The 24,932-nt window shown below is 68.3% G+C and carries 20 protein-coding genes; 10 read left to right on the forward strand and 10 right to left on the reverse strand.

Annotated features, from left to right (window positions below; translation table 11 throughout):
* Position 1 precedes the first annotated feature (1 nt).
* Genes ubiU through ubiT form a run of 3 tightly spaced genes read left to right on the forward strand, consistent with a single transcriptional unit; the run spans position 2 to position 2,360 of the window.
* A complete protein-coding gene (gene ubiU / locus KYC_RS21100; protein ID WP_043519038.1) occupies positions 2-1,018 on the forward strand; it encodes a ubiquinone anaerobic biosynthesis protein UbiU in 1,017 nt (338 codons plus the stop codon).
* Positions 1,015-1,908, forward strand: a complete 894-nt coding sequence (locus KYC_RS21105) for a U32 family peptidase (protein WP_081478083.1) — start codon at positions 1,015-1,017, stop codon at positions 1,906-1,908. Before ubiU ends, KYC_RS21105 begins: the two co-directional genes overlap by 4 nt.
* The gene (ubiT, locus tag KYC_RS21110) at positions 1,905-2,360 is read left to right on the forward strand and encodes a ubiquinone anaerobic biosynthesis accessory factor UbiT (protein WP_008166162.1); all 456 of its coding nucleotides are present in this window, start codon (positions 1,905-1,907) and stop codon (positions 2,358-2,360) included. Before KYC_RS21105 ends, ubiT begins: the two co-directional genes overlap by 4 nt.
* Positions 2,361-2,363: 3 nt before the next feature.
* Here ubiT and KYC_RS21115 read toward each other — a convergent pair whose 3' ends face one another.
* Positions 2,364-4,529 carry an ABC transporter permease subunit gene (locus KYC_RS21115; protein ID WP_008166164.1) on the reverse strand — a complete coding sequence of 722 codons (2,166 nt, stop codon included), beginning with the start codon at positions 4,527-4,529 and terminating at the stop codon, positions 2,364-2,366.
* 62 nt (positions 4,530-4,591) lie between these two features.
* Complete coding sequence (locus tag KYC_RS21120; protein ID WP_043519045.1) at positions 4,592-5,614, reverse strand: amino acid ABC transporter substrate-binding protein; 1,023 nt, start codon at positions 5,612-5,614, stop codon at positions 4,592-4,594.
* A gap of 170 nt (positions 5,615-5,784) precedes the next feature.
* Here KYC_RS21120 and KYC_RS21125 point away from each other — a divergent pair, with 170 nt between their 5' ends.
* Entirely contained in the window at positions 5,785-6,924 is a 1,140-nt protein-coding gene (locus KYC_RS21125) for an aminotransferase class V-fold PLP-dependent enzyme (protein WP_008166167.1), read from the forward strand.
* Positions 6,925-6,962: 38 nt separating this feature from the next.
* Positions 6,963-8,258 (forward strand): O-acetylhomoserine aminocarboxypropyltransferase/cysteine synthase family protein, encoded by a 1,296-nt coding sequence (locus KYC_RS21130; protein WP_008166169.1) that lies wholly within the window; start codon positions 6,963-6,965, stop codon positions 8,256-8,258.
* A gap of 71 nt (positions 8,259-8,329) precedes the next feature.
* On the opposite strand, the gene KYC_RS21135 is transcribed toward KYC_RS21130, so the two are convergent.
* On the reverse strand, positions 8,330-8,791 hold the full coding sequence (locus KYC_RS21135) for a surface-adhesin E family protein (RefSeq protein ID WP_043519039.1): 462 nt from the start codon (positions 8,789-8,791) through the stop codon (positions 8,330-8,332).
* 161 nt (positions 8,792-8,952) lie between these two features.
* Between KYC_RS21135 and KYC_RS21140 the strand changes: the two genes are divergently transcribed.
* A complete protein-coding gene (locus KYC_RS21140) occupies positions 8,953-10,359 on the forward strand; it encodes a hypothetical protein (protein WP_008166174.1) in 1,407 nt (468 codons plus the stop codon).
* Positions 10,360-10,414: 55 nt separating this feature from the next.
* Here the strand turns inward: KYC_RS21140 and KYC_RS21145 are convergent, their stop codons facing one another.
* Positions 10,415-11,104, reverse strand: a complete 690-nt coding sequence (locus KYC_RS21145; RefSeq protein WP_008166175.1) for a GntR family transcriptional regulator — start codon at positions 11,102-11,104, stop codon at positions 10,415-10,417.
* A gap of 128 nt (positions 11,105-11,232) precedes the next feature.
* On the opposite strand from KYC_RS21145, the gene araD reads away from it, so the two are divergent.
* Genes araD through KYC_RS21160 form a run of 3 tightly spaced genes read left to right on the forward strand, consistent with a single transcriptional unit; the run spans position 11,233 to position 14,778 of the window.
* Positions 11,233-12,963 carry an L-arabinonate dehydratase gene (gene araD / locus KYC_RS21150; RefSeq protein WP_008166177.1) on the forward strand — a complete coding sequence of 577 codons (1,731 nt, stop codon included), beginning with the start codon at positions 11,233-11,235 and terminating at the stop codon, positions 12,961-12,963.
* 56 nt (positions 12,964-13,019) lie between these two features.
* Positions 13,020-13,730, forward strand: coding sequence for a ribonuclease activity regulator RraA (locus KYC_RS21155; protein ID WP_008166179.1), 711 nt, complete (start codon positions 13,020-13,022; stop codon positions 13,728-13,730).
* 58 nt (positions 13,731-13,788) lie between these two features.
* Complete coding sequence (locus KYC_RS21160; RefSeq protein ID WP_008166181.1) at positions 13,789-14,778, forward strand: Bug family tripartite tricarboxylate transporter substrate binding protein; 990 nt, start codon at positions 13,789-13,791, stop codon at positions 14,776-14,778.
* A gap of 68 nt (positions 14,779-14,846) precedes the next feature.
* Here KYC_RS21160 and KYC_RS21165 read toward each other — a convergent pair whose 3' ends face one another.
* The 3 genes from KYC_RS21165 to KYC_RS21175 form a co-directional block, all read right to left on the reverse strand.
* A complete protein-coding gene (locus KYC_RS21165) occupies positions 14,847-15,263 on the reverse strand; it encodes a VOC family protein (protein ID WP_008166184.1) in 417 nt (138 codons plus the stop codon).
* Positions 15,260-15,778: a helix-turn-helix transcriptional regulator gene (locus KYC_RS21170; protein ID WP_008166186.1), complete on the reverse strand. Its 519-nt coding sequence runs from the start codon at positions 15,776-15,778 to the stop codon at positions 15,260-15,262. Before KYC_RS21170 ends, KYC_RS21165 begins: the two co-directional genes overlap by 4 nt.
* A gap of 79 nt (positions 15,779-15,857) precedes the next feature.
* Positions 15,858-16,334: a hypothetical protein gene (locus tag KYC_RS21175; protein WP_008166188.1), complete on the reverse strand. Its 477-nt coding sequence runs from the start codon at positions 16,332-16,334 to the stop codon at positions 15,858-15,860.
* Positions 16,335-17,054: 720 nt separating this feature from the next.
* Here KYC_RS21175 and KYC_RS21185 point away from each other — a divergent pair.
* Entirely contained in the window at positions 17,055-21,713 is a 4,659-nt protein-coding gene (locus tag KYC_RS21185; protein ID WP_050814921.1) for an autotransporter domain-containing protein, read from the forward strand.
* Positions 21,714-21,781: 68 nt separating this feature from the next.
* Here KYC_RS21185 and KYC_RS28440 read toward each other — a convergent pair whose 3' ends face one another.
* The 3 genes from KYC_RS28440 to KYC_RS29040 form a co-directional block, all read right to left on the reverse strand.
* The gene (locus KYC_RS28440) at positions 21,782-22,123 is read right to left on the reverse strand and encodes a hypothetical protein (protein ID WP_008166193.1); all 342 of its coding nucleotides are present in this window, start codon (positions 22,121-22,123) and stop codon (positions 21,782-21,784) included.
* 3 nt (positions 22,124-22,126) lie between these two features.
* The gene (locus tag KYC_RS21195) at positions 22,127-24,661 is read right to left on the reverse strand and encodes a cbb3-type cytochrome c oxidase subunit I (RefSeq protein WP_008166194.1); all 2,535 of its coding nucleotides are present in this window, start codon (positions 24,659-24,661) and stop codon (positions 22,127-22,129) included.
* Positions 24,658-24,932, reverse strand: a 275-nt coding sequence (locus tag KYC_RS29040; protein ID WP_008166196.1) for a c-type cytochrome, incomplete at its 5' end; no start/stop codon positions are given. The genes KYC_RS21195 and KYC_RS29040, both read right to left, overlap by 4 nt.

A 24,932-nucleotide genomic window follows, 5' to 3' on the forward strand; every position in this document is an offset into this window, starting at 1 on the left:
CATGGAAAATCGAATCTCCCCCATGGAACTCGTGGCCCCGGCCGGCAGCCTTGCCGCGCTGAAAGCAGCGATAGAAGCGGGCGCCGACACCGTTTATCTCGGGCTCAAGAATGCCACGAACGCCCGCAATTTCGCCGGGCTGAACTTCACAGAAGCAGACATCCGCGCCGGCGTCGAGCTTGCGCACCGCCGCAACCGGCAGGTGCTGTTCGCCATCAACACCTTCGTGCAGGCGGGCCGGATGCATGAATGGAAGGCGGCCGTCGACGCCGCCCACGACCTGGGCGCCGATGCCGTCATCATGGCCGACCCTGGCCTGCTGGCCTACGCCAGCGACCGCTACCCCGATTTGCGCCTGCACCTGTCCGTGCAGGGTTCCACCACGCATGCCGACGCTATCGAACTGATGAAGGAACAATTCGGCATCCGGCGCGTGGTCCTGCCGCGCGTGCTCACGCTGGCCGAAATCGCCCGCATCTGCGCCACCGTCAGCGTCGAAGTCGAAGTGTTCGGCTTCGGCAGTCTCTGCGTCATGGCCGAAGGCCGCTGCCTGCTGTCCTCGTACGCCACTGGCGACTCCCCCAACAACAAGGGTGTCTGTTCGCCCGCGCACGCCGTGCGCTGGGAGGAAGAGAACGGCCGCATGGAGGCGCGGCTGTCCGGCATCCTCATCGACCGCTATGAACCCGGCGAACCCGCCGCCTATCCCACGCTGTGCAAGGGCCGCTTCGATGTAGACGGGCAGGCCGACCACGCGCTGGAAGAACCCACCAGCCTGAACGCCATCGGCCTGTTGCCGCGCCTGGCGGAAATGGGCGTGTCGGCCATCAAGATTGAAGGACGCCAGCGTAGCCCGGCCTACGTCACCCAGGTGGTGTCCACCTTGCGCGCCGCGCTGGACAGTGTGCACGCGGATGCCGCGCGCTATTCTCCACGCCCCGAATGGAACGCCATGCTGGCGCGCCATGCCGAGGGTTCCCAAGTGACTCAAGGCGCTTTCGAGCGTCCATGGAAATGACTCCGATTCCCTTCCAGATTTCAGTTGGTCCCTTGCTGTATTACTGGCCGCGCCAGCGCACGATGGAGTTCTACGCCGCCCTGGCCGAGAGTCCGGCGGACATCATCTACGTGGGCGAAACCGTCTGCAGCCGACGGCACGAGCTGCGCGCGGACGATTGGCTCGAACTTGCCCGCGACCTGCGCGCCACCGGCAAGACCGTCGTGCTGTCGGGCCGCACCCTGATCGAGACAGGCGTCGAGGCCAGCGCGCTCAAGAAGCTCTGTGCCCAGGAAGACTTCATGGTCGAAGCCGGCGAGCTGGGGGCGGTGCGGCTGCTGAACGGCCGCGCCTTCGTGGCCGGCCCGCACCTGAACGCCTACCACGGCGGCACGCTGGAGTGGTTGGCCGGCCGAGGCGCCACGCGCTTCGTCGCGCCGCTTGAAATGGACGGCGCCACGCTTGCCCGCCTGGTGCGCGAGCGGCCGGCCGGGCTGCAGGCCGAGGTCATGGTGTGGGGCAGGATGGCGCTGGCGTTTTCGGCGCGTTGCTTCACGGCGCGGCATTTCCGCTTGAAGAAGGACGACTGCGGTTTCCGCTGCATCGAGCACCCGGACGGGCTGGACATGCGCACCCGCGAATCGCGCGAGTTTCTGGGCATCAACGGCGTCCAGGTGCAGTCGGCCGCCTGTCTGGACCTGCTGGCCGAAGCGCACGAACTGGCCGGCATGGGTGTCGAAGTCTTGCGCATCAGCCCGCAGTCGACGGGCACGCTGGAAGCGATCGCCGCGCTGGACGTCACGCGGCGCGGCGGCAGACCTGACGCCGTTTTGCCGCCGGCCGGCATAGGCCGCTGCAACGGCTACTACTACGGGAAGGCGGGCATCGCGCTGCAGGAGGCCATCGCATGAGCGCCGCGCTGAATATTCCCTCGTTGATCGCCCGGCTGGGCCGGCGTGTGCCCGGGCCGTTCGTATCGCTGCACTTCGTGGCGGGGCTGGAAGTGGCGCGCCGGCTCAAGTGGCTGGAACCGCCCGCCGAACTTGAAGGCCGCAGCTTCGCCATCACCGTCGAAGACCTGGGGCTGCGCAGCAGTTTCGTGGTGCGCAACGGCGCCTTCCGGCCGCAATGGGACCGCGCGGGAGGCGGCGGCGCTGAACTGGAACTGGGCGCAAAGCTGGCCGATTTCCTGGCGCTGATGCGCGCCGAAACCGACGCCGACACCTTGTTCTTCCAGCGCCGCTTGCGCATTTCAGGCGACACGGAACTGGGCCTGATCGTCAAGAACTGGCTGGACGCTTCGCCCCGGCCCGCGTGGCTGCAGAAGATGAGCGGTGCGGGCAGCGGTGTGGGCGTCCCTTAACCTCTACCGCAGGCCGGCGCGTCCCTCCATCCGGCGCGCCACCCTCGACAGGGCCAGGCTTGCCGCCAGGTACAGCAACGCTACGGCTAGATAGACCTCCACATGGTAGGGGCGCCACGCGGTGCCGGCCACCACGGCCTTGGCTGCGCCCAGCACGTCGAACACGCCGATGATGCTGACCAGCGACGTATCCTTCACCGCGCCTACGAACACGCCCAGCGCAGCGGGCGCGGCGATGCGGCGGGCCTGCGGCCAGATCACGCAGGCATAGGCCAGGGCGGGGCGCATGCCCAGTGCGCGCGCCGCCATCATCTGCCCGGGCGGAATGGCCTGCAGCGCGCCGCGCAGCACTTCAGCCAGCAGGCAGGCGGTGTGCAGCGTCAGCGCGGCCAGCGCCATGCTGAACTTCGACACCCCGCCGCCCAGCAGCATGGGCAGCACAAAGGACGCGAACAATAGCTGCGTGACCAGGGGCACGCCTCGAACGGCCTCGATCAGGCCGGCGGCGGCCAGCGACCCGGCGCGGTTGCCCGAGCGGCGCAGCAGCGCCAGCGCGAAGGCGAGCGGCACGGCGGCGGCCAGCGCGGCGATGGCCAGGATCAGCGTGACCAGCAGTCCGCCCCAGCGCTGCGGGCCGATCAAGGCGCCGCCCCAGGGGAAACCGGTCAGCGCACCGGCCGCGACCGCCAGCAAGGCGGCCAGCAGGGCCGCGCGCATCCGGGGCGGCGCGCGCCGCGCAGCCAACGTCACGGCGATGGCCGCCAGCAGCGCCGCGCAGGCAACCAGCGCGGGTCCCCGGTCCGGCTCGGCCATCGTGCCAAAGAACAGCAGCGGCAGGTTTTCTCCCACCGCGGCCCAGCACGCGCCTGCCGCGTTCGCGCAGGCGGACGGATCGCCTTGCCAGACGGCGCGAAGCACAGCCCAGTCCAGCAGCGTCCACGCGGCAACGGCCAGCGCCACGGCCAGTACGGCCGACGCCAGCCTGCCGCGCCATGGACGGGCCTTGCTGCCGGCCGCGTTCCAAAGCGGACGCTCGCCCAGGCGCGCGCCGTGCGTGTCGCCGGGGCCGTGCCGGCTGTGGCGCGCATTCCAGGCCGACAGTCCGCCGCCCAGGCATAGCGCCAGCGTCAGGTAGACGGCGACCGCCAGCGCGATGCCTTCGAGCGCGAGTCCGGTCTGGGTGATCGCGGTGTTGATGACGGCCATCAGTTCCTGGTAGCCGATGGCGATGGCCAGCGTGCTGTTCTTGACCAGCGCCAGGCACTGATTCGCATACGGCGGCAGCGCGACGCGCATGGCGTAGGGCGCGATGACAAGCCGCAGCACTTTCCAGGGCGTCAGGCCCATGGCTTGGCCGGCTTCGACCAGGCCCACCGGCACGGCGCGCACGGCGGCGCGGACGATGTCGGCGATGTACGCCGCGTGAAAGACCACCAGGCCGATGGTCAGCGCGGCGAACTCGATGCTGGGCTGCCAGCCTCCCTGCAGGCCCAGGCCGCGCCGCACGGGCAGGTCGACCTGAACCGCGGGCAGCAGCGGCCAGGCCAGCGCGGCTACGACCAGCGACGCCGCCAGCGCGCCGTTGCCCCAGCGTCGGCGGGCGCGCCAGCCCAACGCCAGGACTGCCAGCGCCACGACGGCATACGGCAGCCAGCCGTGCAGCGCGGGCAGCGCCAGTCCCCGGTTCGACAGCAGCACGGACGGCAGCGGCGACCAGGCCTGGCGCATGTCGGGCAGGCGCAGCAGGAGGCCATACCAGACAAAGAGCTGCAGCAGCACGGGCGTGTTGCGCAGCGGTGCGATGATGATGGCCGCGCAGCGCGCGGCCAGCCGGTGGGACGACAAGCCCACAAGGCCCAGGGCGATGCCCAGCGCGGTCGCCAGCGGGATCGCGACAATCGCGACGGTGAGCGTGTTGACCAAGCCCGCCGCGATCGACATCCAGTACGGATCTTCGGGTGCGACGTTCAGCAGGCTTTCCGAGATGCGAAAGCCCGCCGGCTGGAACAGAAAGCCGAAGCCGCCCTGGATGCCGCGTGCGGCCTGCACGCCTTCGATGTGCAGCACCAGCATCGCGGCCATGCCGCCCAGGACGAGCGTCCAGGCCAGCGCGGGCAGCCAGCGCCGCCAAAGGCCGGCGATAGGGAGGGGAAAAGCGGTTGCCGTCATGATGGACAGGAAATGGAAAAGGCGGGCCGATGGCCCGCCCGAAAGCGTTCAACGCAAGCGGGTCACTGGAACGGCGGCGAATACAACAAGCCGCCCTGGTTCCATTGCGCGTTCAGGCCTCGCTCCAACTTCAACGGGGTGGCTGCGCCCAGGTTGCGATCCCAGACTTCTCCATAGTTGCCCACGGCCTTGATGGCGTTCTTCGCCCAGCTCTCGTCCAGGCCGAAGCTCTTGCCGATGCCGGCGTCCACGCCCAGCAGGCGACGCACCTGAGCGTCGGCGCTCTGCGCCTGGCTGTCGGCGTTCTTGGACGTGATGCCCAGTTCCTCGGCGGCGACCAGCGCATTGACGGTCCAGCGCACGATCGACGCCCAGTTGGGATCGTCCTGGCGCACGAAGGGGCCCAGCGGCGACTTGTTGATCCGCTCCGGCAGGATCACGAAGTCGTCAGGCTGGCTGGCGCGCGCGGCGCGGCTTGCGGCCAGCGTGGACGCGTCCGACAGATAGACATCGCAGCGTCCCGCGTAGAAGGCCTGTTCCAGCTCCACCAGGTTTTCGATCACGACCGGGCGGTAGGTCAGCTTGTTCTTCTTGAAGTAGTCGACCAGGTTCTGCTCGTTGACGGTGCCTGGCTGCACGCAAACCTGCGCGCCGTCGAGTTCGGTGGCGCTTTTCACGCCCAGCTTGCGCGGCACCAGGAATCCCTGGCCGTCGTAGAACACGATGCCCGCGGACACGATTCCCAGTCCGGCGTCGCGGCCCGAGGTGATGGTGGTGTTGCGGTTGAGCACGTCGATCTCGCCGGACTGCAGGGCGGGGAAGCGCTGCTGCGAACTGAGCGGAACGAAGCGCGTCTTCTCGGGATCGCCCAGCACGGCGGCGGCCAGCGCGCGGCACAGGTCTGCGTCCAGTCCGGTCCAGCGGCCCTGCTTGTCGGCGATCGACAGGCCGGCCGAGCCCTGGCTGACGCCGCACACCAGTTCCCCGCGCTTCTTGATGGTGTCGACGGTGCCCGCCTGCGAAACGCCGGCTGCCGCCAGCGCGGCGGCGACGGCCGCGGCTTTGAGTAGATGAGTCAGACGCATGCTGTTCCCGTATTCGTTGTGGGCCATAAGAGGCACGAATTCTATGGGGCAGGCGCCGATTCCCGAGCGACTATATGGTCATATCAATATAAAAACTAAGCCTTATCCAGATGCGCGTCATATACCTAGAATTCCCGCATACCAAGGTGGTCTGACGAACAAGGTTGCGCATGAGCTGGCAGGACGAATTCAGGCAGTTGTTTCCCATCACGCAGGACAAGGCGTACGCCAACATTGCGTACACCAGTCCGCTGTCGCCCAGGGTGGCCGGCGCGGTCGCGGATTTCTTTGACGGCATCACCCATGCCCGCAGCGACAAGCCGCTATGGTTGCGCGATGCCGACGCACTGCGCCAGCGGCTGGCCCGGCTGATCGGCGGCGACGCGCGCCGGCTGGCCTTCACCAAGAACACCACTGAAGGCCTGAACACCGTGGCCCAGGGTCTGGCCTGGAGGGAGGGCGACAATCTGGTCGTCGATGACCAGGAGCATCCCACCAATGCCTTGCCCTGGCTGAACCTGCGGCGCCGCGGCGTGCAGGTGCGCGTGGCCCAGGCGCGTGCGCACCGCTACACCGTGGACGACCTGTGGCAGCACGTGGATGCGCGCACCCGCCTGGTCGCCGTGTCGTGGGTGCAATACGGCACGGGCTTGCGCACCGACATCCAGGAGCTGGGCCGCCGCTGCGCCGAGCGCGGAATCTGGCTGGTGGTCGACGGTATCCAGGGCGCCGGCTTGCTGCGCGCGAGGGTAGACGAATGGCATGTCGATGCGTTTGCCTGCGGCGCGCACAAGGGCATGCTGGGGCCCCTGGGCGTGGGCATGCTGCATGTGTCGCCCAGGCTGCTGGATGCGCTGGATCCGCTGCACATCGGCCCGTCGGGCGTGACCACGCTGGACAAGTCCGGCCTGCAATGGCAGGTGGGCGTGTCCGACGCGGGCGACGCGCGCCGGCTGGAAACCGGCAATCTCAACTATCCCGGCATCGCCGGCTGGGCGGGGGCGCTGGACCTGATCGAACAGGCCCGGCCCGAGCGCATCGAGCCATGGGTGCTGGAGCTGTCGCAGGCGCTGGGCGACGGGCTGCGCGCGCTGGGCGCGCAGGTCGTGTCGCCGCCGGGTGATGAAGCGCGCAGCACAACGACGGCGCTGCGCGTCGCCGATCCGGCCGCCGCGCTGGCGCATCTGGCCAACGCGGGCGTGGTGGCCAGCATTGTGGAGTATGGTTACGTGCGCCTGTCGGTCGGCGCCTATAACAACCATGCAGATATTGAACGCATACTGCGCGCCGCGCGCGCGTTTGCCGCCTGATCTGAACCCTTGAAAAATAGCATCACCTGGAGAGACTCATGACTGAACCGAAGAAGCCCAACTGGCGCCTGGAAACCGTGGCCGTTCATGGCGGCTACCGCCCCGACCCGACCACGCGCGCGGTTGCGGTGCCCATCTACCAGACGGTGGCATACGCCTTCGACGACACGCAACACGGCGCGGACCTCTTCGACCTGAAGGTCGCGGGCAACATCTACACCCGCATCATGAATCCCACGACCGACGTGCTGGAGCAGCGCGTGGCGGCCCTGGAAGGCGGGATCGCCGCGCTGGCGCTGGCCTCGGGCCAGTCCGCCGTAACCTACGCCATCCTGACCATCGCCGAAGCCGGCGACAACATCATCTCGTCCAGCACGCTGTACGGCGGCACCTACAACCTGTTCGCCCACACGCTGCCGCAGTACGGCATTACTACGCGCTTCGCCGACCCTGCCGACCTGGCCGCCTTCGAAGCGCAGATCGACGACCGCACCAAGGCCATCTTCGCGGAATCGGTCGGCAATCCGCTGGGCAACATCACTGACATCGCAGCGCTGGCGGAACTGGCGCATCGCCATGGCCTGCCGCTGATCGTGGACAACACCGTGCCGTCGCCGTACCTGCTGCGCCCCATCGAGCACGGCGCCGACATCGTGGTGCAGTCGCTGACCAAGTACCTGGGCGGCCACGGCACCAGCCTGGGCGGCGCCATCATCGACTCGGGCAAGTTCCCGTGGGCCGAGCACAAGGCCCGCTTCAAGCGCCTGAATGAACCGGACGTCAGCTACCACGGCGTGGTCTATACCGAAGCCTTCGGCGCGGCCGCCTACATCGGCCGCGCCCGTGTGGTGCCGCTGCGCAATACCGGCGCGGCCATCTCGCCGTTTAACGCATTCCAGATCCTGCAGGGCATCGAAACCCTGGCCCTGCGCGTGGAGCGCATCGTCGAGAACGCGGTCAAGATTGCCGGCTACCTGCGCGAGCATCCGAAGGTGGAGTGGGTCAACTACGCCGGCCTGCCGAACCATCCGGACCACGCGCTGGCCAAGAAGTACCTGGGCGGCAAGGTTCCCGGCCTGTTCACGTTTGGCGTGAAGGGCGGCCGCGATGCCGGCGCGCGCTTCCAGGATGCGCTGCAACTCTTCACCCGCCTGGTCAACATCGGCGATTCGAAGTCGCTGGCGACGCACCCCGCGTCCACCACGCACCGCCAGCTCAATCCCGAAGAACTGCAGAAGGCCGGCGTGCGCGAAGAGACCGTGCGTCTGTCTATCGGCATCGAGCACATCGACGACCTCATCGCCGATCTGGAACAGGCCCTGGCGCAGGTGTAGGCGGCAAGAAGGGATTCCTGCCGATCGCGCGCGGCGTGGCGCTGCGCCGCGACTGGCGGGGAAAGCCCGGCCTATTTGCGCGCGCTTTTTCCGTCGGCCGGGCAGATCAGGTCGCGCAGCCTGCGCTGCACCGGATCGCGGGTGACGGGCGCATTTCGTATGCCCGCTACCGGCAGCGATTCCACGATCGCGCCGGTGGCGTTGTTGCCGGCATGGTGGCGGACCTCGGTGACCGTATAGGTATCGGCGCTGCAGTTCAGCGTGACCGGTTGGGTGACGGAGCCATAGGGTTGGCCGTTGGCTTCCGACACCCGGGGTTGCGCATAAAACCACGCCACCGTGACCCCCATGACCGGCGGGCGTTCGGATACGGGCTGGATCGAATGTTCGTCGTAGAACACGCCGGGCATGGCCTGGGGATCCACCGGCAGCCAGTTCGGGCCGCCCTGCGAGGCGACCTGGGCCAAAGGGCTCCCGCCCGCCGCGGCTATCAGGGCCAGGGCGAGTAGGGCGGTTGCGTGCCTTGCGGTCATGGGCGATTCCGTGCGGTTGCGGCTTGAGGGTGGGCGTCTTGCAAGACGTGAGCATGCGTTACGCCAGTATAGAGAACCGGGCGCAACGCGCTATAGTTCCGTCCGTTCCTTAAACGGCTGGCGCGGGTGCTGGCGTTCACGCCTGGGATGCCACACGACCCATGACCATCAGACTGCTGGCCGGAGGCCTTGCGATTGCCGCCGCCGGCGTGCTCGGCTATGGGATCTACCAGATCATTCCGATGGGCGAGCCCCTTGCGCGCAGCGAGGTCGTGGGCGAACTCATCGGCCCGGCGCTCGCCTCGTATTCCCGGGTGGCCATCCAGCGCTACGGTGAACGCCAGCTACTGACCGGCCAATTGCTGGTGACGTCCAAGGACATTGAAGGGCTGGCCCGGGCGCCGGTGCTGGACACGCAGGTTCCGGCCCTGAAAAAACGCCTGCAGATGCAGCGGCTGCGCCTGGCGCAGACGGGCGCCGTGACGGCGCTGGGGCAGGGCCACGACGATCTGGCCCTGACGATGCTGCAGACCGGCCGGTCCACCACCGACACGCGTAATCTCATTTATGGGGGCCGGGGCACCGGCGTGTTCGAACTGCTCGGATCCATCAGCGGCGACACCGGCGTCACCGTGATCGGCACGCCCGAGGGCGAAACCCTTTATCTGGTCACCAGCACGTTGCGCCAGGCGGGCGACGACGACCAGCCTGCCGCCTGGGATACGCTGCGCTCCGACGACCTTGGAACCACCTGGACCTACGACCCGGACGTGACGCTGGGCCCGCCGCAGCAGCACACGGCGTTTCTCACGCAGCAGCTTGCGGTCGCGCTGGAAAAGCATGAAACCGGAATGCGCCTCCTGCACAGCTGCGACGGCGGCCGGCGCTGGGCGGCGACGCTGCTCAAGGAACAGGTCTGGCCGGATTCGGCGGCGTTCGAGCGCGGATTCGCCGTGTCGGCGGAGCGGGACCGCAGCGTCTACGGCGAGGAGCAACTGGGCTACGGCTGGTCCCTGTATCCGCTGGACGAACGGCGGGCCGTGGGCTGGAGCTGGCGCACTCGCGTCCGGCCCCAGGGGACGGAAAAAGCCGAGGTGATCGAGACCCGGCGTTTCGAGGTGCAGTTCCAGGAAGGCGCGTCGCCCGCCTTCCGCATTACGCCGGACGTGCCGCCCGTACCGGTGCAGGATACCCGCGCATTGCTGGCGCGCGACCAGCCCGTGTTCGAGACGGCCGGCAACGCCATCTACGAACTGGACAAGGCGGCGATGGAATGGATCAGGCGCTCGGAATCGCCCACTGTGCGGGGCGCGCGGTCGTGGATTGCACAGGCCTGGTTCGGCCCCAATGCCTGGGTCATCAAGACCTATGCGGACCACATGTTCTCGGGCAACACGTACACCACCACGTATTTTTATTCGCGCGACGAAGGCAGGACATGGAACCCGTTCCAGCTGTCGCACGACCAGGAAAGCGGGCTGCTGGGCCTGGACCAGACGGGCGACGCGCTGCTGTCGCTGGGCGAGCGCGGCGGCAAGACCGTGATTCGGCGCTATCTGCTGGACTGAACCGGGGCAAAACGCGGGCAGGGCCTGTTCACGCTGACGGAACCGCGCGCGAGCTTCAGTCGGCCACCACGTATTCGGGGTAGCGCTTGCAGATTTCGCTGACCTGGCTGAGGGTGCCCGACAGATGCTCGCGCAGCGCCTGCTGCGCCCGCGCCGGGTCGCTGGCCGCGATCGCGTCCAGCAGGCGCTGGTGGTCGTCCAGGATGCGTTCGGCCTTGCCGGCTTCCGGCAGATGCAGGCGGCGCAGCCGGTCCAGGTGGCCGCTGTAGCGCTGGGCCATTTCCCACAGGCTGGCGACGCCGGCGGCTTCGTGCATGTCGCGGTGGAAGGCCTGGTCGGCGTCGATAAACCGCTGGTATTCGCCACTGAGGTGGCTGGCCCGCTGCAGCTCGATGCTGGCCTGCAGGCGGTGGATCAGCAGCGGATCGGGCCGCTGCGCCAGCACATGCACGATCTCCAGTTCCAGCGAGCGGCGCAAGAAATGCGCCTGGCGGGCTGCGGCGATGTCGATGCGGCTGACGACGGTGGTGTGCTGCGGGTAGATCTCGACCAGGGCCTCTTCGGCCAGGCGCATCAGCGCATCACGGATGGGGGTCTGGCTCAGGCCGTAGGTTTCAGCCAGGATGACGCGGGACAGCGGCGCGCCGGGCGCGAGTTCGAGCGAGACGATCTGCAGCCGCAGGTGTTCAAAAACCTGGGGCGCCGCGTGGCGGGATCGGTCCAGTCGGAGCTTGGGGCTTTGCATCGGGTGGCGCAGGCAGTGCGCAGGCAAGGGGCGAAAGCCGCAGTGTAGCGGGTTTTTACCTAGCTGACGCACTAATGTATTAGTGTTTAAATGGCCCGACCGTCACTCCGCTACACCTGACAATTCCCATGACACGTTCCTACGAAAGCCTGCGCAGCGCCGCCTGGATGGCCAAGGACGACCTGCGCTCCTTCGGCCACCGTTCCCGCATGATGCAAATGGGCTACGGCCCGGACGACTGGGCCGGGCGCCCCGTCATCGCCATCATCAACACCTGGTCGGACCTCAATCCCTGTCACAGCCATTTCAAGCAGCGGGTCGAAGACGTCAAGCGCGGCGTATTCCAGGCGGGAGGCTTTCCCGTGGAACTGCCGGCTATCTCGGTGTCGGAATCCTTCGTCAAACCGACCACCATGCTGTACCGCAACTTCCTGGCCATGGAAACCGAAGAACTGCTGCGCAGCCACCCGGTGGATGGCGCCGTGCTCATGGGCGGCTGCGACAAGACCACCCCCGGTCTCATCATGGGCGCCATCAGCGCCGGCCTGCCGTGCGTCTACGTGCCCGCCGGCCCCATGCTGCGCGGCAACTGGAAGGGCAAGGTCCTGGGATCCGGCTCGGATGCGTGGAAGCTCTGGGACGAGCGCCGCGCCGGCAAGATCACGCAAGAGCAATGGACGGAAGTGGAAGGCGGCATCGCCCGCAGCTACGGCACCTGCATGACGATGGGCACCGCCAGCACCATGACGGCCATTGCCGAAGCCATCGGCATGACCCTGCCGGGCGCCTCGTCCATTCCCGCGGCCGACGTCAACCACATGCGCATGTCGGCCGAATGCGGCCGGCGCGTGGTGGACATGGTCTGGGACGACCTGACGCCGCAGCGCATCCTCAGCCTGGCGTCGTTCAAGAACGCGATCAACGTCGCTATGGCCATGGGCTGTTCCACCAACGCCATCGTGCACTTGGTCGCCATGTCGCGCCGCGCCGGCTGCGCAGTCGGGCTGGACGATTTCGACGCCGCCAGCCGCAAGGTGCCGGTCATCGCCAACATCCGGCCCAGCGGCGATACCTACCTGATGGAAGATTTCTATTACGCCGGCGGCCTGCCGGCGCTGATGTCCCGGCTTGAGGGCCACCTGGACCTTTCGGCCATGACGGTCACCGGCAAGACGCTGGGCGAAAACATCGCCGGCGCCGAGGTCTACAACGACGATGTCATCCGCAAGCTGGACACCGCAATCTACGACGAAGGCGCGCTGGCCGTGCTGCGCGGCAATATCGCGCCCGACGGCTGCGTGATCAAGCCCAGCGCCTGCGCGCCGCAGTATCTGCGGCACACGGGGCCGGCCCTGGTGTTCGATGACTATCCCAGCATGAAGGCCGCGGTCGAGGACGAGAACCTGGACGTCACCGCCGACCACATCATGATCCTGCGCAACGCCGGCCCGCAGGGCGGCCCGGGCATGCCGGAGTGGGGCATGCTGCCCATCCCGACCAAACTGGTGAAGCAGGGCGTGCGCGACATGCTGCGCCTGTCCGACGCCCGCATGAGCGGCACCAGCTACGGCGCCTGCATCCTGCATGTGGCGCCGGAAAGCTACATCGGCGGCCCGCTGGCATTGGTGAAGACGGGCGACCTGATCACCGTGGACGTGCCCGCGCGCAGCATCCACCTGAACGTCAGCGACGAAGAACTGGCCGCGCGCCGCGCCGCCTGGACGCCGCCGCCCAGGCGCTACGAGCGCGGCTATGGCTGGATGTATTCCAAGCACATCCTGCAGGCCAACGACGGCTGCGACTTCGACTTCCTGGAAACGGAATTCGGCGCGCCCGTGCCCGAGCCCGCCATCTTCTGAATCCGCCTTTCCTGATCAGCCCGTCTATCCCCATACCCGGAGCCATCGTGTCCCAAATGAATCCCGAAACCCGCGCCCGGCTGGCCGGCATCAGCACCGCCACCTTGTGCACCGCCTTGTTCAAGCGCGGGCTGCGCAACCAGTTCATCCAGGACGTGCGCCCGCTGAACGCCAGCCTGCCCAACATGGTCGGTCCCGCCTTCACCCTGCGCTACATCCCCGCCCGCGAAGACTTGAACACCATCAAGGTGTTTGAAGACCGCTCGCATCCGCAGCGCGTCGCCGTCGAGACCTGCCCGGAAGGTGCGGTGCTGGTCATGGACAGCCGCAAGGACGCCCGTGCGGCGTCGGCCGGCTCCATCCTGGTCACGCGCCTGATGAAGCGCGGCGTGGCGGGCGTGGTGACGGACGGCGGTTTTCGCGATTCGCCCGAGATCGCCGAGCTGGGTTTTCCCGCCTATCACCAGCGTCCGTCCGCACCCACCAACCTGACGCTGCACCAGGCGCTGGACATCAATGCGCCCATCGGCTGCGGCGACGTTGCGGTGTGGCCCGGAGACATCGTCGTGGGCGACCGCGAGGGCGTGGTGGTGATTCCGGCGCACCTGGCCGACGAGATCGCCATCGAAGCCGTGGAAATGACCGCCTTCGAGGACTTCGTGACCAGCCAGGTGCAGGGCGGCGCATCCATCCTGGGCCTGTACCCGCCCACGGATCCCGCTACCAAGGACAAGTTCGCCGCCTGGCGCAAAGAACAGGGCCGCTGAGCCTTGCGGCCGGCGCGGCCGGCAATCCAACCAGACCGATAACAGGCAGGAGACAACCATGAACACGCAACGACGCGGCGCGCTGGCCGCGCTACTGGCCGGCGCCGTCTTCGGCGCGCTGGCCTTGCCCGCCGCCGCCGCCGACTGGCCGGCGCAGAAGCCGATTTCCTATGTGGTGCCGTTCACCGTGGGCGGCTCGACCGACGTGGTGGGCCGGGTGCTCGCCCAGAAGCTGGGCGACCGCCTGCACCAGAGCGTCATCGTCGAAAACAAGCCCGGCGCTGCGGGCGGCATTGGCGCCACCTACGTGGCCAAGGCTCCGCCCGACGGCTACACGCTGTTCGGCGGCACGATCAGCACGCACGCCATCAACGCCAGCCTGTACAAGAACCTGAAGTACGACCCGGTCAAGGACTTCGAGCCGGTGTCGCTGATCGCCTTCCTGCCCAACGTCCTGCTGGTGGACCCTAACCTGGGCGTGAACTCGGTGGCTGACCTGATCGCGCTGCTCAAGCGCGATCCCTCCAAGCGCACGTTCGCGTCGTCGGGCGCAGGCACGTCCACGCACCTGGCGGGCGAATTATTCGCCGGCATGATCGGCGTGCCGCTCACGCACGTGCCCTACAAGGGCACGCCGCCCGCCATGGTGGACGTGTCCTCCGGCGCCGTGACATTCATGTTCGATCAGATGACCGCTGCGCTGCCGCTGCTGCAGACCGGCAAGCTCAAACTGCTGGCCGTGACCACCAAGGACCGCATCGCGCTCGCACCCGAGGCGCCCACGATGCAGGAAGCGGGCGTGCCGGGCTTCCAGATGGCGTCCTGGCAGGCCGTGTATGCCCCCAAGGGCACGCCCAAGCCCATCCTGGACAAGCTGGCCGCCGAAATCGCCCTGATCCTGAAAGAGCCCGACGTGCAGGAAAAGCTGGGCAAGACCATGGGCATGGAGCTGGTGGGCAGCACGCCCGAGCAGCTGCGCGACCTGATGGCCACGGAAATCCCGCGCTGGGCGGAGGTCGTGAAGAAGTCGGGCGCGAAGGTGGAGTAGGGCGGGCTTTCGAACCCGGGAAGTCTGGCAGCCCTGCCATGTCCCCGGGGCGGGCCGCGGCCCTTGGTTCAGGCCGCGGCCTTCGGCGCCTGGATCATCTTCCAGCCATTGCCTGCCGGGTCACGGAAACCTGCGTCGACGCTGCCGTAGCGCTCTGTGGGCTCCTGGGTGAACTCCACGCCCAGGGCCTTCAGCCGCGCATGACTGGCGCGGCAGTCGGCCACCGCCAGCACCAGCGGCGGCATCGCGCCCTTGGCCAGCATGGCGCGCAGTGTCTGCGCCGTGGCCTCGTCGTGCACCGGCGGGCCGGGCTTGAGCAGCCCGAGCTGAAACGACGGCTGGTCCGGATGCTGCACCGTGAGCCAGCGGTACGGCCCGTTGCGCACGTCCGTGTGCACGCGAAATCCCAGCTTGTCCACGTAAAACGCCAGCGCTTCGTCCTGGTCGTCCACATACACGCCTGCGACATTGATACCTTCGTTCATGACTCCTCCTTGGTCTGTGGGCGCACTGTAGCTTTGCCGATCCGCCGGCGCTTCTCCAAAACTGCCATGGCCAGATCGGGCCGCTGCGCCGCCTTCAGCAAGCAGGCGGGGATGCCTGCGGTGGACTCGGGCTCCGCGCGCGATTCCGCGCGCAGGGCGCCTGGGCTGCGGCCAGTGACATCATGGAAAACGCGCCCGAAGGTGCCCAGGCTTTCCCAGCCCGTCGCGTACGCGATGTCCGTGATACTCAGGTCGGTTTCGCGCAGCAGGGCCGCGGCCCGCTCGATGCGGCGCGTCAGCAGATAGCGGTGCGGCGGCATACCGAATGCCCGCTTGAACGACCGCGCGAAATACGCGGGCGACACGCCGCTCACCTCGGCAAGGCGGCTGACCGGCCAAGCCTCGTGCGACGCGGCGTCCATGCGGTCCCTGGCGCGCAGCAGGCGGCGCAGCAGGGACACATCCAGCAATGCGCCGGCGGCGGGCCGGCCGGTCTGTTCCGATGGGTTGGGCATGAGCGCGTAGCGGGTCGATGGAATGCGGCCAGTGTAGGCGACGGCACGCCCGGGCTGGCCGCTGCGGCGCGCTGCAGCGTCAGTAAAGGCCCGCGGGTAGCACGTCTTCAAGATAGCCGCGCGCATTGGGTTCGTCGGCAAGCATGTGCCGCACCCACGCGTCGCGCTCGTGCGCGATGACCGTCAGTTCCCAGACGCAGGCCAGCGCCGGCGCGCTGACGGGCGAAAAGTGGTCCGGCTGCGCCAGCGGCGCCGACAGCATGCGCTGGCACACGATGCCCCCCGACATCCACCAGTCCACCAGCAGCCACACGGCTTCCTCGCCCACGTGCGCGATGCAGAAGCCCAGCCCATGGCTGCGCTCGCCGCCGGCATGCTCGGCCAGGACCGCTTGCACCGCGGCGCGCGCCGATGCCATGGCGGTGTCGCAGAGGATGGGGCCGGCGTGGTCCGGATCGCGATGGATGCCGTAGACCTTGGTCGCTTGCGCGCCGTCGCGCCAGGTGGCGATGTGGGCGATGCGGCGGGGGGAATAGGGTTCGGGCGAAAGCGGCATGTCGGCGAGCGGGGGGCAGGCAATCCCGGATTTTAGGGGAGAGACGTGGGATGGACCTACATCGAAAAAACGTTCTGCCACGTATGGAACTTTGTTTCGGTAACGGTTACTCACACGCATCTAATAGTCTTCATTTGGACTCTTGCATGCCTGATCGCCAGCCGAAACACACCCTGAAACTGCGCCCGCTGTCTCTGGCCATTGCCGCCGCGACCTGCCTGCCACTGGCGGGAAGTCCCGCCCTGGCAGCCAATCTGCTTGTAGGCGTCGGAGGCGACGGGGGTGTTTCGTCCGGCACTTATGCCGCGGGCAGCGGCGGAGGCGGCGGCATTGGCGGCGGCGGAGGCGGAGGCGGGGCGGGCTACGGTGCTGGGGCCGGCGGCGGTTTGGCGCGCGGCGGCGACGGCAGCGTCAGCACCAGCGGCGGCGGCGGTGGCACCAGCTATGGAGCCGATGGGGGAGCAGGCGGCGCGTCCGGCACGGCAGCGGGCCAGGCGGGGTTGGGCGGCGGCGGCGGCGCCGGTGGAGGCCCCGGCCCGGCGGGAGGCGGCGGCAGCGGTGGCGGGGCGTTAGGCGCAGGCGGCGGCCAGGGCAATGGCGGGGCGGGCGGTGACGGCGGCACGATTGTCGGCGCCGACGGCGCGCCATTTTCCGGCACGGCCGGCCAGGGGGCATGGGCCGCTTCAGCGGCAGTCGTTGGTTTCCCGCCCGCCTATGACTATGTCGGCATTGGCGGCGGTGGCGGGGGCGCTGGAAAAAAACGTTGCCGGCGGCGATGGTTCGACAGGCTATCTGACCGTCATGAATTCGCCCTTGACCGTGAATCGCTCGCTGCTGATCGGCGGGGGTGGCGGAGGCGGAGCCTTGGATGCTGACGGCGGGCGCGGCGGGGACGGTTACCTGATACTGTCCGGCGCAGGGCTTTCCGTTGCCGACACGCTCCTGATCGGCGGGGCGGACGGCGGGAACAGCGGCTCGTACACGGGCGCAAATTCGGGAGCGGGCGGGCGGGGCGGCAATGGCACCCTGACCGTCGACAGCAACTCCACCGTGTCGATCGGCTCGGGCGCGCGGCTGGTGCTGGGCGGCGGCACGGGCGGCGGCGCCGGCGTGCTCAACCTGGGCCAGGGCACAGCCAACTTTGCCGGCGGCGGATCATTCATCATCAACGAGAACGGCACGCTAAACATCGGCAACGGCACGGGCGGCGCCACCGTCGGCGGTACGATCGAAAACCTGCCCTCTTTGATCAACAACGGCACTATCAACTTCAACCAGGCGGCGGGCAGTATCTACACGCTGGCATCGTCCATCAGCGGTTCCGGCTCGGTGGCCATCAACAGCGGCGCGACAACGGTGCTGCTGGGCAACAACGCCTATACCGGCGGGACGAAGGTGTCTGCGGGCACCCTGCAGATCGGCGATGGCGGCCTCACGGGGTCTGTATCGGGAAACATCGCCAACAACGCGGTGGTCGTGTTCAACAGAAGCGACACCGTCGACTATTCGGGCATCTTGAGCGGCGCCGGCTACCTGGTCAAGAATGGCGCCGGCACGTTGCGGCTGCGGGGCGCCAACACCGCGACTGGCAATTTCGATGTCTGGTCTGGCGGCCTGGAATTGACCGGGCCCGCGGCACGGCTGGGCGGCCCGACCTCGCAGATGTGGGTCGGGACGAACGCGACCGCATCATTGACGGTGAGCAGCGCCGCGCAATTGACCACCCATGATGCATTCATCGGTTCGATGCGCGGCGCCACGGCCACGGTCACGGGGGCGGACTCGGCATGGACGGCCAATTATCTTTACGTCGGCAGACACGCCTCCAGCGATTTGCGCGTGCTGGACGGCGGTCAGATGACCGCTGAGCGCACCGTCGTCGGCAACGGCGCGGACGGGTCCGTGCTTGTCTCCGGCGCGAATTCGCTCTGGACCAGCACCAGCGCGATATTGATGGGCACCCAGCTCAGCTCGACAGGCTCTGTGGTGGTGCAAAGCGCAGGCACGGCGCGCACGCCGCGCGTGGAATTCGGCAGTGGCGGCGGTGTGCTGTGGGTCGTCGGTTCGGACTTTGGCGGCCGTGGCGTCCTCTGGACCCAGGAGGTCGTCAGGCAGGCCTCGACGCAGCAAGCCGCAGTCAACTTCAACGGCGGCGTGCTGCGGGCGGCAGCCGCGGCGCCGAACCTCTTCCAGGGCTTCAACGCGGGCGACGTCACACTGTACACGGGCGGGCTGTACCTGGATTCCAACGGCTACGACGTGGGCATCGGCGTTGCGCTCGACGGCCCGGGCCGCCTGAACAAGACAGGCGCGGGCACGCTGACCCTGTCCGGCGCCAACACGTATAGCGGCGGCACCGCCGTGCAGGCGGGCACCTTGCTGACGGGCTCGTCGCAGGTCCTGGGCTCCGGCCCCGTGGATATCAGCGCCGGCGCCACGCTGGATCTCGGGGGCAACGCCCAGTCGGTGGGCGAGCTGACCGGAGCGGGTGAAGTGCGGCTGGGCAGCGCCACGCTGACGCTGGGCGCCGGCAACAGCAGCGCCCTGTATTCGGGCGTCGTCAGCGGGACGGGAGGCCTGCGCAAGCTGGGCACCGGCACGTTCATCTTGTCCGGCGTCAGCGGCTACTCGGGCGCCACGCAGATCGACGGGGGCGCGCTGGTCGTGAACGGCTCCATCGCGAATTCCGCAGTGACCGTCGGTTCCGGCGCGCGGCTGGGCGGCAGCGGGACCGTGGGTTCCACTACCGTGGCGTCCGGCGGCGTTCTTGCGCCGGGCAATTCGCTGGGCAGCCTGCGCGTGGCAGGCGACTTCACCCTGGCCGCCGGCGGGACGCTGGACTACGAATTGGGCGCGCCGGGCACGGGCGCCTCCGCGCCCGGGGCCAGCGACCACCTGCAGGTCGACGGCAACGTGGCGCTGAACGGCACGCTGTCGCTGAGCGACAGCGCCGCCGCCGCGGGAGTGGGCTACTACCGCCTGATCAGCTATGGCGGGGCGCTCTCGGTCGCGGGGCTGCAGCTCGGATCCATTCCGTCGTCTCTCGTTTCTTCCAACGTTCGCGTCGTGTCCGAAGTGGCGGGCCACGTCGACTTGCGCGTAAGCGATGCGGGCAGCAATCTCCTGCAGACCTGGACGGGCGGCAACGCGGCGTGGACCTCCGCCAGCTCCAATTGGGTCAATGACGGCGGCAGCGCTGCCGAAGCCTGGGCGGGCAACCACGCCGTCTTTCTGACGGCCGGCGGCGGCACGGTGGACGTGCAGGGCACGCAATCTTTTGCGGGCCTGCAGTTCGTGGCCGACGGCTATCGCCTGAACGGCGCCGGTACGCTGGAAACGCGCGCGGCAGGCAGCGAGCTGCGTGTCCTGGGCGGCGCGGCCGCCACGATCGACACGGTCATTTCCGGCACGGGCGGCGTCGACAAAACGCAGGGCGGCACGCTGACACTCAATGGCGCAAACACGTACGCTGGCGGCACCACGGTGTCCGGCGGCGTGCTGTCGGTGTCCAGCGACGCCAACCTGGGCGCCGCCAGCGGTGGACTCGCACTGAATGGCGGCACGCTGCGCATCGCCGACGCCGCCTTCCAGAGCACGGCGCGCAGCCTGGCGCTGGGCGCGTCGGGCGGGGCGCTCGACTTGCCCAATGACTTCACCCTGCAGGGTGCCGTGTCGGGCGCGGGCGCACTCAACAAGACCGGGGCGGGCGTGCTGACGCTGGCGTCGGACAGCAGCGCCTATGCCGGTACGGCCATTGTGTCGGCCGGCGGGCTGACGCTTGCCGACGGCGCGCGGCTGGGCGGATCCGTACAAATCGCGCAGGGCGCGTTGCTGGCGGGCAGCGGCACCCTGGGATCGGCCGCCTTCGCGGCAGGCGCCGTACACGCGCCCGGTGGCGACGCCATTGGCGCGCAGACCTTTACCGGCGACTACGTCAACCACGGCACGCTGCGCATCGACGCCACGCCCACCAGCCACGACAGCGTCGTGGTGGCGGGCGGTGTCGATATCACGGGCGCGACCCTGGACCTGCGCCTGACGCCCGCAGACGCAGCGGCCTGGAGCGCCGTTACCGGCCCCTATACCCTGATTTCCAAGCAGAGCGCCGGGGCCGTCGCCGGCGGATTCGCCACCGTCAACAACCCGTTGCTGTTCCTGGATGCGTCCGTGAACACGGCCGGCGGAGACGGCAACGACGTAACCTTGACGCTCGAACGCAACCAGCGCAGCGTCGCCAGCGCCGCGCGCACCCCCAACCAGCGCGCCGTGGCCGCCGCCATCGACAGCCTGCCGCAAAGCCATGACGTGTGGCGCGCCGCCATGCTGAGCAACGATGCAGGGCAGTTGCAGCAAGGCCTGGACCAGCTTTCCGGCGACACGCACGCCAGCGTGGTGTCCGGTCTGATGAACGCCGCGCCAGTCGCCCCGCAGGCAGGGCTGGCTCGCCTGCGCGTCAACCTGGCGGCGCCGATGCTGCCGGGCGCCGCCAGCGCCCAGGCCGGCGCCACCGACGCGCCCGCTGCCGCCGCGCTGCTGCCGCGTTCCGGCGCGTCGCCGCTGTGGGCGCAGGTCACGGGCGACTGGCAGCGCCAGCGCGGCGACGGCAACGCGCCGGGCGCCGACCAGAACAGCACGGGCGTCGTCGTGGGTGGCGATGTCGGCGTGGGGCAGGGATGGCGCGTCGGCGGCGCCTTCGGCTACACCGATGCGCGCTTGCGTCCCGACCAGCGCTCGGCCACCGCCAAGACGCAGAGCTATACCGCAACGATCTACGGCGGCAAGTCATTCGCGGCCGGCGCAGGCGCCATCAACGTCCTGGCGGGCGCCGCCTACAGCTGGCACGATATCGACACGCGCCGCCAGGTTCGCTACGGCAGCCTGGACCAGAACCTGACCGCCAGCTATAGCGGCAACACCACGCAGTTGTTCGCCGAGGCCGGCTACTCGCTGGCGGTGACGCCCGCCGTCACGCTCGAACCCTTCATTGGCCTGTCCTGGAGCGACCTGCGCGTGCGCGGCTTCTCCGAATCCGGCGGCTCGGCCGCCCTGTCCGGCAGCGCCCAAAGCCAGGACACCACCAGCACCCTGGCCGGCCTGCGCGGCCAGTGGGCCCCGGCCCAAACCGACCTGGTCCTGCGCGGCATGCTGGGCTGGCGCCACGCCTACGGCAGCCTGCGTCCCACCCAGACCCTGGCCTTCGACCAAGGCGCGTCGTTCTCCGTGGCGGGCGCACCGATCGCGCGCGACGCCGCGCGCGTCGAGCTGGGCGCGGATCTGGTGGTCGTGCGCAACATGACGGCGGGGCTGAGCTATGCCGGAGAGTTCGGGGGCGGGAACCGCCAGCATGCCGGATCGGTGGATGTGCGGTGGAGGTTTTGAGGGGGCAAGGGCATCGGTGATTCGGATGCGGCCGGCGGCGCTGCTGCCGGCCAGGAATGCTGCGCGATTCAACGGCAGGCTTCAAGCAAAAGCACGGGCAGGGTTTCCCACACGACGGCAATAGCCGACAGCCCGCACAGCCCCGACGTCAGCCACGCGTGGAAAGCCGGCGCGCCCTTGGCCGATACGCGAGCGCGCTGACGCATCGCCGCCAGGGCCATGCCGGCCAATGCCGCCGCGCCTGCGGCAATGATGATCCAGGACGACGCCGGCAGGCCCAGCCATCCGGCCGTCGGGACCATTCGCGCGCAGGCGATCGCATTGACCGTGTAGATGAACAGGAAATGCGCCAGCCATATCGACGGGCCGGCGATGAGAAACATCAGTTCCACTCCGAAGGACGCTTTCATGGCTTATCCCGTCAAGCGTGGAAACGCGTGCAGGAGCGCCAGCGCAATCAAACCTTGCGCCGCCGTGTACAGGAACATCATCAAGGTGACGTCGTAGGGCGAGCGGCGGGTGGGGCGCAGCCTGCCTGCCATGGACCGGGCGGCGGTGAACAAGGCCATCACGGCCGTGACGCCCGCAAAGACTGCCTGCAGGCCGGCCACCGCGTAGACGGCGGCCGCATATGCGGATGCCTGCGGCCGCAGGCCGCCGCGCCAGTGGGTATGTAGATCCAGCCCGGCCGACACCGCGAGCAAGCCTGCTGCCGCGGGCAGGCTCCATCGCAGCATTGCCTGCCGGTCCCGGGTCAGCGCAGGGCTGCACGCAGCCGCCAGCGCCGCACCGCCCGACAGCAGGGCGGCGGATGCGAGCGGTGCGGCGGGCGAAGGGAGCGCTGCGCGCCCGGGCCACAGCTCCGGGCCCGTCGTCCACAGGAACAGATAGCTGAACATCAGCGATCCGAAAATGCTTGCGCACACGATGAGCAGCAGCATCATGGCCCACGATGCGTGCGAGGCGGCGCCGGAACACATCATTGGCAGGCGCAGCCCGCCGCCGATGTCCACGGGCGGATGATCCGGGCCGGTGTCCGCGTCCCACAGCCAGCGCCACAACGCGGCGACCGCCAGCACGCCGAACGCCGCCGCCAGAAGCAGAAATTCGAAGGTCAGCAGCAGAAAGAATCCCGCCGTGCCCAGGGCGGCCAGCAGTGGCGACCACGCTGGCCCGGGCAACGCAAGCACGTAGTGCGGGCGCGCCTCTAGCGCGCTAGTCACCAGCGTCGAACGCAGTCCGCCCGGCGAGCCAGGCAGGTAATGCCTGCCATCGGCCACCTCTTGAGCCAGGCCGGGCTGGTCCCACAACGGCTCGCGGCTGGTCACCTCGGGGATGCTGCGCAGGCCGTAGCTGCCGCTGGGCAGCCATTCCAGCGTCCCGGCTTGCCAGACGTTGCCCGCGTTTGCCTTTTCGCTGGGACGGAAATTCCGCGCCAGATCCAGCACGAAAACCACGACGCCGGCGGCGATCAGGTACGCGCCGATGGTGGACACCATGTTCAGCGGGCCCAGCCCCTGGCTCTCCGCATAGGTGTAGACCCGGCGCGGCATGCCCGCGAGTCCTGTGAAATGCATGGGAAAGAAGGCGACGTTGAAGCCCACGAACATCAACCAGAAGGCCCAGCGGCCCAACCGCTCCGACAGCGCCCGCGCGCTGATGACGGGCGTCCAGTAGTAGAACGCCGCGAAGAGCGGAAACACCATCCCGCCGAACAGAACGTAGTGCAGGTGGGCCACGACGAAGTAAGTGTCGTGCGCCTGCAGGTCGAAGGGAATAACGGCCACCATGACGCCGGTCAGGCCGCCGATCACGAACACGAAGAAAAACCCCAGGATGAACAACATGGGGGGCTTGAGCGGCCGCAACCGAACCGCTGCGGCGATGGTGGCGATCCAGGCGAATATCTGTATGGCCGTCGGCACCGATACGGCCATGCTCGCGGCCGAAGCAAAACTGAGCGAAAGCGTCGGTATGCCGGTAGCGAACATGTGGTGCACCCACAGCCCGAAACTCAGAAATCCGGTCGAGACCACCGCCAGCACCACCAGCCGATAGCCGACCAGCGGTGTGCCCGCCATGGCGGGGATGATCATGGACACCATGCCCGCCGCCGGCAGGAAAATGATGTAGACCTCGGGGTGGCCGAAGAACCAGAACAGGTGCTGCCAAAGCAGCGGATCTCCACCCCGCCCGGCGATGAAAAACGGCATGTCGAAGGCGCGCTCCAGTTCAAGCAGCGCCGTGGCCACGATCACGGCCGGAAACGCGATGATCACCATGCCGCAGAACACCAGCATCGTCCAGGCGAACACCGGCATCCTGTCCAGCGTCATGCCGGGCGCGCGCGTGCGCAGGATGCCCACGGCCAGTTCGATGGCGCCCGCGATGGCCGAGATCTCTATGAAGCCTATGCCTAGCAGCCACAGGTCCGCGTTCACAGCCGGGGAGTATTGCGCGCTTGTGAGCGGCGGGTACATGAACCAGCCGCCGTCAGGCGCCAGGCCAACAAAAATGCTGCAAAAGAACACCAGACCGCCGATCGCGTAGGCCCAATACGCGTAAGCCGACAGGCGCGGGAAGGGCAGGTCGCGCGCGCCCAGCATGTTGGGAAGCAGCAGCACCGCCACCGCCTCAACCGCCGGCACCGCGAACAGGAACATCATCACCGTGCCATGCATGGTGAAGAGCTGGTTGTACAACGCGTGTCCGATCAGGTTGCTGTCCGGCGCGGCGAGCTGTGTGCGCATCATCAGCGCCAGCACACCGGCCAGGACGAAAAAGAGCATCGCGGTGCCGATGTAGAGCAGCCCGATAGACGTGTTGTTGACCACGGTCAGCGTCCGCCATCCGGATGGGCGCTTCCAAACGCGCTCGAGCTGGCCGAGTTCGCCCTCGGGCCGCGGGTGCGGGTTCGGAAGCTCGGGGGGCGCGTGATCAGTGGTCACTTCAGACTTTCCAGGTAGCCAGCCACGGCGCGCAGATCCTCGCCCGGCCATTGATCGAAAGACGGCATGGCGTTGCCGGGCTTGATGCGCTGGCTGCCTGCGATCCAGCCGCCCAGTGCGCCCACATTGTTGGGCAGCACGCCGGCTGCCAGCGACGGGCGGCTGCCGACGTGGGTCAGGTCGGGCCCGAGCGAGCCTTGGGCGGATGTTCCGCGAACGGCATGGCATTGCGCGCAGGCGCGCTGGAAGAGTTGTTCTCCTTGCCTGAGCT

The organism is Achromobacter arsenitoxydans SY8 (genome assembly GCF_000236785.1).
Classification (GTDB): Bacteria; Pseudomonadota; Gammaproteobacteria; order Burkholderiales; family Burkholderiaceae_B; genus Achromobacter; species Achromobacter arsenitoxydans.

Bases quoted from the DNA above. Each gene is read 5' to 3' on its own strand.
- ubiU (WP_043519038.1), top strand. From the start codon at position 2: ATGGAAAATCGAATCTCCCCCATGGAACTCGTGGCCCCGGCCGGCAGC.
- KYC_RS21105 (WP_081478083.1), top strand. From the start codon at position 1,015: ATGACTCCGATTCCCTTCCAGATTTCAGTTGGTCCCTTGCTGTATTAC.
- ubiT (WP_008166162.1), top strand. From the start codon at position 1,905: ATGAGCGCCGCGCTGAATATTCCCTCGTTGATCGCCCGGCTGGGCCGG.
- KYC_RS21115 (WP_008166164.1), bottom strand. From the start codon at position 4,529: ATGACGGCAACCGCTTTTCCCCTCCCTATCGCCGGCCTTTGGCGGCGC.
- KYC_RS21120 (WP_043519045.1), bottom strand. From the start codon at position 5,614: ATGCGTCTGACTCATCTACTCAAAGCCGCGGCCGTCGCCGCCGCGCTG.
- KYC_RS21125 (WP_008166167.1), top strand. From the start codon at position 5,785: ATGAGCTGGCAGGACGAATTCAGGCAGTTGTTTCCCATCACGCAGGAC.
- KYC_RS21130 (WP_008166169.1), top strand. From the start codon at position 6,963: ATGACTGAACCGAAGAAGCCCAACTGGCGCCTGGAAACCGTGGCCGTT.
- KYC_RS21135 (WP_043519039.1), bottom strand. From the start codon at position 8,791: ATGACCGCAAGGCACGCAACCGCCCTACTCGCCCTGGCCCTGATAGCC.
- KYC_RS21140 (WP_008166174.1), top strand. From the start codon at position 8,953: ATGACCATCAGACTGCTGGCCGGAGGCCTTGCGATTGCCGCCGCCGGC.
- KYC_RS21145 (WP_008166175.1), bottom strand. From the start codon at position 11,104: ATGCAAAGCCCCAAGCTCCGACTGGACCGATCCCGCCACGCGGCGCCC.
- araD (WP_008166177.1), top strand. From the start codon at position 11,233: ATGACACGTTCCTACGAAAGCCTGCGCAGCGCCGCCTGGATGGCCAAG.
- KYC_RS21155 (WP_008166179.1), top strand. From the start codon at position 13,020: ATGAATCCCGAAACCCGCGCCCGGCTGGCCGGCATCAGCACCGCCACC.
- KYC_RS21160 (WP_008166181.1), top strand. From the start codon at position 13,789: ATGAACACGCAACGACGCGGCGCGCTGGCCGCGCTACTGGCCGGCGCC.
- KYC_RS21165 (WP_008166184.1), bottom strand. From the start codon at position 15,263: ATGAACGAAGGTATCAATGTCGCAGGCGTGTATGTGGACGACCAGGAC.
- KYC_RS21170 (WP_008166186.1), bottom strand. From the start codon at position 15,778: ATGCCCAACCCATCGGAACAGACCGGCCGGCCCGCCGCCGGCGCATTG.
- KYC_RS21175 (WP_008166188.1), bottom strand. From the start codon at position 16,334: ATGCCGCTTTCGCCCGAACCCTATTCCCCCCGCCGCATCGCCCACATC.
- KYC_RS21185 (WP_050814921.1), top strand. From the start codon at position 17,055: ATGTCGGCATTGGCGGCGGTGGCGGGGGCGCTGGAAAAAAACGTTGCC.
- KYC_RS28440 (WP_008166193.1), bottom strand. From the start codon at position 22,123: ATGAAAGCGTCCTTCGGAGTGGAACTGATGTTTCTCATCGCCGGCCCG.